This window comes from Psychrobacillus vulpis, assembly GCF_006861825.1.
GTDB lineage: Bacteria > Bacillota > Bacilli > Bacillales_A > Planococcaceae > Psychrobacillus > Psychrobacillus vulpis.
In genome coordinates this window covers 163,144-172,129 of the sequence record NZ_VDGI01000004.1, presented here as the reverse complement: position 1 = coordinate 172,129, position 8,986 = coordinate 163,144, and the positions used below count along the sequence as shown (strand labels likewise).

The window sequence follows — 8,986 nt, the reverse complement described above, 5'->3', positions numbered from 1 at the left end:
AATTCTTCGCCCGTGGAAAGCGAGCGGTAAGCTTCGGAAAACTACGGGGGAACTTCATTAAAAGTGAAACTATATGGACTTTTTCAGTGGCCTCCGGAAAGGGAGCCGTTTCAACGATTTTCTTATTTATTGGGTTATTGTACAACTCCGTCTACCAAAGCTGTTCATATGGACTTTTTAAGTCCCCCTCAACGTAGAGAGGAGGAGGCTAGCCGATTCGTCCGAGGAAAGCGAGTGGCTTTTTATGTCTCAATTACTATTCATTCTTTTTAATAAGAAAAAAGACTGAAGGCAAACTTCGATTTTATCGAGTTTGTCCACAGTCTGTAAGCTAAACCGAATGGGCTAGGTGTGGATACTAAGCTTTTTGTTCTTATCTTTCAATTTCATCTGTTAGTTGAACTAATTCATCTATTAAACTTCCGATATATGCGATTGTATCTCTTAACGGTTGTTCAGTTGTAATATCTACTCCCGCCATTTTTGCTAAATCCACTGGTGATTTTGTTCCTCCTGCTTTTAATACGTCAATCCATTCATCCACTGCAACCTGACCCTCATTTAAAATACGTTTTGATACTTGTGTAGAGATTGTTAAACCTGCAGAGTACGTGTAAGGATATAGCCCCATATAGTAATGTGGTTGGCGCATCCAAGTTAACTCAGCACCTTCCGAAATTTCTACATCGTCACCCCAAAATTCTTCTAAAACGCTTCGTTTAAATTCATTTAGAATATTTGCATTAACAGGTAGCCCTTCGTCAATACGTTCATAAACTTTTCGTTGGTAAGCAGCTTCAAGTAGGTGAGTAACAAAATTATGATAGTAAGTTCTCGCTACAATAGAAGAAATTACCCAACGTTTAAACTTCGGATCATTTGAATTTTCCAGTAAATGATTTGCTACAAGCATCTCATTCATTGTAGATGGTGCTTCGATAAAGTAAGTTGATGGACGTGCATTAAATATATTTTGTTCACTGTTCGCATGATAGAAATGTCCTGCATGTCCTAGCTCATGTGCGAGTACAAATACTTCGTTCATTCTACTTGACCAAGAGATAAGAATATAAGGATGGTTACCATACGGGCTAGAACAAAATGCTCCTGTAGATTTACCTGCATTTTGAGCAAAATCAATCCATCGTTCTTTATAAGAACGTTCTACCATTTCTAAATAATCTTTTCCCATCACACCAAGGGCATCAATAATATATTTTTTAGATTCCTCAATAGAGATTTTTGGTTCATAGGACGGATCAAGTGAAATTTTCAAATCAGCAAAAGTCATCTTGTCTAACCCATGCACTTTTTGAAGTAGCTTTGCATATTTACGCATATGTGGAGCAAGTTCTGTCATTATCAAATCAATTTGACGATCATATAAAGTGCGATCCACTTCTTGATTTAATAACAAAGAGTCGAAAATTGAATTATAACCCCTTAAATCTGCTGTTGTTTTTTCCATTTGCAAATGCATATCATACGTTTTTGCGGTTGTATGTTGATACTCTTTTAGTTTACTTGAAAAAGCCTCAAATGCTGCACGTCTAAGTTCTGTATTAGACTCCGATTCCCAATCATTTTCAAATGATACATAACTTAAAGGGTATGACTTACCATTAACTTCAAAATTATCAAACGCAATATCTATCATCTTCGTTGTATCGTACAGTTTATATGGCGCGCTAAAAGTGGAAGAAAGAGCAGCAAGTGTTTTTTCCACTTCCGGATGTAATTGGTATTGTTTTTTGATAAGTAGTTTCTGTAAATAGTTTTGAAAAGGCGGACAGTTTTCAATTGCTAGCTCTAACACTTCAGTTGGAAGCTCCAACAACTCACTATTTACAAAAGATAATTTACTATTTATTTTTGCGGAAATGGATCCAAATTTGCTTGCGCGCATCTGTGCTTCTGTATTTGTTTGATCTGTGCTAAGGGACAAACTAGCATACGTTCCGCTTGGGACAAGCCTCTCGTAAACAGCGGAATATTGTTGCAATGCATCAATAATTGTTTCTGGATTAATAATATTTCCTTTAAATTTTTCCTCAAATCTGTTTACTTCATTCTCTAATTCTATTAAGGCATTGTTGAAATCCTCTTCTGATTCATATAAATCTTTCAAATTCCATGTTTCTTCTAATGTTACTTCTGAACGTTTTGGTAGGCTTTTAATCATTCTCATCTCTCCTTATTATTACGAATATCGAACTATTAATTAGTATATCGAATAGTAAGAGAAAAGTAAAAAAACATTCAATTTATAGAAAATTTTCAAATAAATAGATATTTTATTAGTCAGAATGATAAAATAATCCAATTTTAAAATAAAGACTATTAGAAAAAATAATAAAAAATTTAGACAATTAAAGGGAAAAAATAAAACTGAAATTCAGTAAAATCAAGGGTTTTGATAAAGTTTAACAATATTATATTGATGTAATATTATTAATTTTCAAATTAAAAGAAAAATTAGTATAGACTGAATTTAAAGTTTGTTTTACAATGAGATTGTTCTTACAACTTGATAGATTCTGAGTGATTACCTGATATTTATATGAGAAAGGTAAATGAGTAATTATAAAATTCAGAATCATCAAACAAAAATGGGGGTCATATTAAATGAAGACAAAAAAATTTGCTTCACTATTCCTAGCAAGTTCGCTGTTAGTTGGAGTACTTGCAGGATGTTCAGGGGGAGAAGAGGGATCTAGTTCAGGAGGAGACACTATAAAAATTGGTGCCAACTTAGAACTTTCAGGTGCTGTTGCATCTTATGGTTCATCTGAAGCGGATGCTATTGTATTAGCTGTAGAGGAAATCAATGCTGCTGGTGGTATTGACGGGAAACAAATCGAACTTATTAAAGTAGATAATAAATCCGATGCAGCAGAAGCAACGAATGCTGCAATAAAATTAACAAGCCAAGATAAAGTTACTGCTATCATCGGGGCTGCAACAAGTGGTAACTCAGTTGCTCAAGTACAAATTGCAACAGATACAAAAACGCCAATGATTTCACCTTCTGGGACTAGTACAACAGTTACAGTTGCAGATAACGGAAAAGTAAATCCATTTACATTCCGTACGGCATTTATCGATCCATTCCAAGGTACTGTAGCAGCAAACTTTGCTGCAAACGAATTAAAGGTTAAAACTGCAGCAGTTTATGCAGACAATGCGAGTGATTATGCGAAAGGTCTTGCAGCATCTTTCATTAAAGACTTTGAAGCAGCAGGGGGCAAGATTGTTGCTGAAGAATCATATGTGGCAAAAGATACTGATTTCCGTTCTACACTAACTCGTATTAAAGGGTCAAATCCAGATTTTGTTTTTATTCCAGGATATTATGAAGAAGTTGGATTAATTGTAAAGCAAGCTCGTGAATTAGGAATAGATGTTCCATTAATGGGTGCTGATGGTTGGGATTCTCCAACAATCGTTGACTTAGCAGGAGCAGATGCATTAAATAATACATTTATCATTACTGCGTATTCAGCAGAAGATCCAGATGGTAAAGCGAAAGAATTTGCTGACAAGTTTACTGAAAAGTATGGTAAAGCACCTAACTCATTCCATGCACTTGGATACGATTCAGTTTATTTATTGAAAGATGCAATTGAAAGAGCTAAATCATTAGATGGAACAAAAATTAAAGAAGCTATTGAAGCTACTGATAATTTAGAACTAGTTACTGGATTATACTCTGTTGATGAATTTCATCATCCTATTAAATCTGCTACTATTATCGAATTCGTTAATGGTGAGCAAGTATTTAAAACGAAAGTTAATCCTTAATATTAACTCGTAAAATATGGGGGGATTGATATCCCTCCTTTTCTATTTCCAAACTAGTTGTAATTTTAACTTAAGGAGTGAAACTTCATGGAATGGATACAACAATTAATTAACGGTATTTCACTCGGAAGTATATATGCATTAATAGCCCTCGGCTACACGATGGTTTATGGAATTATAAAACTGATAAACTTTGCTCATGGCGATGTATTTATGGTAGGTTCCTTCATTGGATTTTATTCTATTACTGTATTTGGTTTAGGATTTTTCCCAGCGCTTATTATATCAATGACAGCATGTGCGCTATTTGGTGTAATTATTGAACGTATTGCATATAAACGTCTAAGAAATGCAACAAGAATTGCAGCGCTTATTACAGCAATCGGGGTATCTCTACTGATAGAGTATGGTGTTATATATATTAGAGGAGCTCAACCTGAAGCTTACCCGGATGTATTTTCAAACCGTTCATTTGAAATATTTGGAGCTCAAATTAGCAGCCAATCTATTCTGATTCTTTCCGTTTCTATTGTATTAATGATCTTATTGCAGTTTATCGTTCACAAAACGAAAACTGGAAAAGCGATGCGCGCAGTTTCTCATGATACAGAAGCGGCAAAATTAATGGGTATTAATGTAGACAATACAATTTCTGCAACTTTTGCAATTGGTTCTGCTTTAGCTGGAGCAGCAGGTGTTATCTTCGGTGTGTATTATACAAAGATCGATCCACTAATGGGTGTTATTCCAGGAGTAAAGGCGTTTGTTGCTGCGGTTCTTGGAGGTATTGGAATAATTCCTGGTGCAATGGTTGGTGGTTTAGTACTCGGAGTTGTTGAAACGATTGTTAGTGCTTTAGGGTTCTCATTATGGAGAGATGCTGCAGCATTTATCATTCTTATATTAATTCTGATTTTTAGACCATCTGGAATCTTTGGAAAAAATACACGAGAGAAAGTGTAGGTGGTACATAATTATGAAAAAGTCAAAACAGTTTTGGCCATTTATGATAGCGGCAGTAGTAGTATACGCAGTTGTTCAGCTTCTCATTTCTAATGGAATGATGAATCAATTCTATTCTAATACACTTATATTTATTGCCATTAACATAATTTTAGCGGTCAGCCTACATTTAGTAATCGGAATTACTGGACAGTTTTCTATAGGTCATGCTGGTTTTTTAGCGGTAGGAGCTTATATTTCTGCAATACTCACGATGAAATTACATCTTCCATTTATAGTAGCTATTTTAGTAGGTGGAATTGTTGCTGCATTGGCTGGGTTAATTGTTGGTATCCCAAGTTTACGATTAAAAGGGGATTATTTAGCAATTGCTACGTTAGGATTTGCAGAAATTATTCGAATTGTGTTCTTAAACATTGATGCTGTCGGTGGTGCAGCAGGTATGCAAGTGTCTCATTTAACAACTTGGACTTATGCATTTGTCTGCTTAGTTATTACTCTTATAGTAATCGTAAACTTTACAAATTCTAGACATGGTATTGCTTCGATCTCCGTTAGAGAAAATGAAATTGCAGCTGATGCGATGGGTATTAATACTACTTATTATAAAGTAATAGCATTTGCAATTGGTTCTTTCTTTGCTGGAGTTGCAGGAGCATTATACTCTCATAATTTCTATATCATTCAGCCTAGTCAATTTGGGTTTTTAAAGTCATTTGATATTTTAATATTTGTAGTTCTTGGGGGACTAGGTAGTCTTTCAGGAGCTGTACTTTCAGCAATATTATTAACTGTAGTTTCGACATACCTTCAAGGTTATCCAGAAACTCGAATGATTATTTATAGTCTTGTATTAATTTTAGTAATGCTATATCGTCCGAAAGGATTAATGGGTACGATGGAAATTACGGATTATTTCAAGCTTTGGAGAACTCCAAAAGGAGGCGGACAACATGGAAAATAAACCGTTGTTGGAAGTAAAGAATGCTGGAATACAGTTTGGTGGTTTAAAAGCAGTATCTAATTTAAATCTAGTATTAAATAAAGGAGAATTAGTTGGATTAATAGGTCCTAACGGAGCAGGGAAGACAACTAGTTTTAACTTATTAACAGGAGTGTACGTTCCTACAGAAGGAGACATTCTATTTAATGGTGAGCGAATAAACGGTTTACAACCTTTCAAAGTAACAAGAAAAGGAATTAGTCGAACTTTCCAAAACATACGACTATTTAACGAACTTTCTGTTTTAGATAATGTAAAAGTAGCCTATCATTCACTTGCTAAACACTCTATTATGAGTTCTGTATTACGTTTACCATCTCATTTTAAAGGCGAACAAGAGATGGAACAAAAATCAATTGAATTCTTAAAAATATTCAAATTGGATATTTATAAAGATGAATTAGCTAAAAATTTACCATATGGTCAACAGCGTAGACTGGAAATTGCTCGTGCTTTAGCAGCAGGTCCTAAACTTCTACTTTTAGATGAACCAGCAGCAGGTATGAACCCTCAAGAGACAAAGGACTTAATGGATTTAATCGCATTTATTCGAAATAAATTCGATTTAACAATTTTGCTTATAGAACACGATATGAACTTAGTAATGGGAGTTTGTGAAAGAATTTATGTGCTTGATCATGGTCAACTTCTTGCGGAAGGATCACCAGAAGAGATTCGTAACCATCCTAAGGTTATTGAGGCTTATTTAGGGGAGGAAGTTCACGATGTCAATGCTTAAAGTGGATAACATAGATGTATTTTATGGAAATATACAAGCACTTAGAAATGTTACAATTGAAGTAAATGAGGGGGAAATTGTAACTCTAATTGGTGCAAACGGTGCTGGGAAGAGTACTTTATTAAAAACGCTCTCTGGTTTACTAAAGCCTAAAAATGGGAAGATTGACTTTTTGAATAGCTCGATTGCTGGAAAACAAGCACAATCAATTGTGAAAGCTGGTATTTCACATGTACCTGAAGGACGAAGAGTATTTGCTAACTTAACAGTGGAAGAAAATTTAGAACTTGGTGCGTTTCTACGAAAAGATAAAGCTGGGATTCATGCAGATATGCAAAAAGTGTATGAAATCTTTCCTAGATTATTAGAACGTAAAAAGCAGCTTTCTGGTACTCTTTCGGGTGGGGAGCAACAAATGCTCGCAATGGGTCGAGCAATTATGGCTAAACCTAAGTTGCTATTATTAGATGAGCCATCTATGGGATTAGCTCCATTAATGGTTAAAACGATTTTTGACGTTATAGGGGACATTAATCGTGAAGGTACAACTATTTTGTTGGTTGAACAGAATGCAAACATGGCGTTATCAGTAGCAAATCGTGGCTATGTTATTGAAACTGGAAAAGTAGTACTCTCTGGATCTGCCCATGAATTACAGACAAGTGAAGAGGTAAGGCAGGCGTATCTAGGAGGACATTAAACATAAATAGGCGAGCATTCATTAAGTGAAATCTACTTAATGAATGCTTTTTTTATTATAGAAATATGTAAAGGAATTATATTAGAATTATAGTTCAATTGATATACAAAGTGATATAATGGCATAATATGCTATTATTTGGAGGAACAATGAAGAAAACACTCAGATTTTGGATATTGACTCTTATTACATTTACGATGATTGCCATTTTAAGTAGCTCCTTATTTTCAAGTTATATCGTGACGAAGAAAAGCTTAATAGAAAATTCTTTGGAGCAAAATGAGGTATACTCTTTAAAATTAGCTCAAATGTCAGAAGAAGTTTTTGAGGGAATGAAAGCAAATTTAGAAGCAAGAAAATTAGATGTTATTGCGAATATGAATGATCCAGCTCAACTTACAAAAATATTGGATCAATTGTTAGTCAGCAGTAAAAATTTCAATTCTCTTTCCGTAATTGGAAGCGACGGTGTGGCAATCGCTACTTCACCAAACATTGGTATTGCGGGCAATAAAATAGAATCTCCAGGAGTTTTAGAAGCTATCAGTAAAAAAGAAAGTATTATTTCTAGCCCTTATACAGCAGTAACTGGACGTTTTTTAATACTTGTTTCAACACCTTTATCTAGCAGTACTAATGAGTATCTTGGGATGCTAAATGGAACCATATATTTACAAGAAGATAATTTTATACAAAATATTTTAGCAGAGCATTTTAGTGGAGATGGGTCATATGTGTATGTCGTAGATAAAAATGGGACACTAATTTATCATCCAGATATAAAAAGGATAGGAGAAAGTGTTAAAGAAAACAAAGTGGTTCAAAATATTATAAAGCAAAAAAGTGGATCACAGGAGGTTATGAATTCAAAGGGTGAGCACTTTTTATCTGGATTCACTTTCATCCCGGCAAGTGAGTGGGGGGTAGTTTCCCAAACTCCATATAAAAGTAGTTTATATCCTTTAGATGGGATAATGCTGAAAATGTTTATTTACTCTTTACCATTTCTTTTAATATTTTTCTTATTGGCATTACTTTTGTCTGAAAAACTTGCATCACCTTTAAAAAAACTAGCGTTATTTACGATGAATTTACCAAAAGAAAGTACAACTATTGAAACTATTGGAATTTCGACATGGTATTTTGAAGCGAAACAACTTACTGAAACAATTGAAAATTACCGGAAAACACAAGAAGAAACAGTTGCAGATTTTAAACATCAGTCGTTAACAGACCCGTTAACAGGTATTCGGAATAGAAGATATTCAGAGTTTTTATTTTCTGATTTACTAGAGCATCAAACATTATTTTCAATGATTATGATTGATATCGATCATTTTAAAAAAGTTAATGATGAGTTTGGACATAATGCTGGAGATGAAGTGTTAAAGTTTTTAGCTCATAAGATGCTTTTCATTTCTAGAGAAACAGATGTATGTATAAGGCTAGGTGGCGAAGAGTTTATCATAGTCTTACCACATTGTTCTATTCAAGACGCATACAATCTGGCAGAAAAGTTAAGAAATGAAATAGAAATGAGTATTCCACCTACGAATAAGAAAATTACTATTTCTTCAGGAGTAGGAGAATACAAATCAAATAATGAAAATGTTAGCGATTTTATGCATCGTGTGGATGATGCATTATATAAAGCGAAATCAGAAGGACGAAATAAAACGGTCATTTCAAACTGATTTCAAAAATGGTTTTAGCTATATCGCTAAAACCATTTTTTTATGCTCTGTTGTACTGTTTATTGAGTGTGGTGATCTATACATTT

General features: G+C 34.2%; 7 protein-coding genes. 6 read left to right on the top strand and 1 reads right to left on the bottom strand.

Annotation, left to right across the window (positions count from 1 at the left end):
- Window positions 1–373: 373 nt before the first annotated feature.
- Window positions 374–2,182, bottom strand: coding sequence for an oligoendopeptidase F (pepF, locus tag FG384_RS06590; protein WP_205961751.1), 1,809 nt, complete (start codon window positions 2,180–2,182; stop codon window positions 374–376).
- A gap of 443 nt (window positions 2,183–2,625) precedes the next feature.
- On the opposite strand from pepF, the gene FG384_RS06585 reads away from it, so the two are divergent.
- The 6 genes from FG384_RS06585 to FG384_RS06560 all read left to right on the top strand — a co-directional run bounded on the left by FG384_RS06585 (window position 2,626) and on the right by FG384_RS06560 (window position 8,900).
- Entirely contained in the window at window positions 2,626–3,801 is a 1,176-nt protein-coding gene (locus FG384_RS06585) for an ABC transporter substrate-binding protein (RefSeq protein WP_142641791.1), read from the top strand.
- A gap of 87 nt (window positions 3,802–3,888) precedes the next feature.
- The gene (locus tag FG384_RS06580) at window positions 3,889–4,764 is read left to right on the top strand and encodes a branched-chain amino acid ABC transporter permease (RefSeq protein WP_142641790.1); all 876 of its coding nucleotides are present in this window, start codon (window positions 3,889–3,891) and stop codon (window positions 4,762–4,764) included.
- A 13-nt stretch (window positions 4,765–4,777) separates the two neighbouring features.
- Window positions 4,778–5,728, top strand: coding sequence for a branched-chain amino acid ABC transporter permease (locus FG384_RS06575; protein WP_142641789.1), 951 nt, complete (start codon window positions 4,778–4,780; stop codon window positions 5,726–5,728).
- The gene (locus FG384_RS06570) at window positions 5,718–6,506 is read left to right on the top strand and encodes an ABC transporter ATP-binding protein (RefSeq protein ID WP_142641788.1); all 789 of its coding nucleotides are present in this window, start codon (window positions 5,718–5,720) and stop codon (window positions 6,504–6,506) included. Before FG384_RS06575 ends, FG384_RS06570 begins: the two co-directional genes overlap by 11 nt.
- Complete coding sequence (locus FG384_RS06565) at window positions 6,499–7,206, top strand: ABC transporter ATP-binding protein (RefSeq protein ID WP_142641801.1); 708 nt, start codon at window positions 6,499–6,501, stop codon at window positions 7,204–7,206. The genes FG384_RS06570 and FG384_RS06565 overlap by 8 nt, the downstream gene beginning before the upstream one ends.
- A 149-nt stretch (window positions 7,207–7,355) precedes the next feature.
- A complete protein-coding gene (locus FG384_RS06560; RefSeq protein WP_166462393.1) occupies window positions 7,356–8,900 on the top strand; it encodes a sensor domain-containing diguanylate cyclase in 1,545 nt (514 codons plus the stop codon).
- Window positions 8,901–8,986 lie beyond the last annotated feature (86 nt).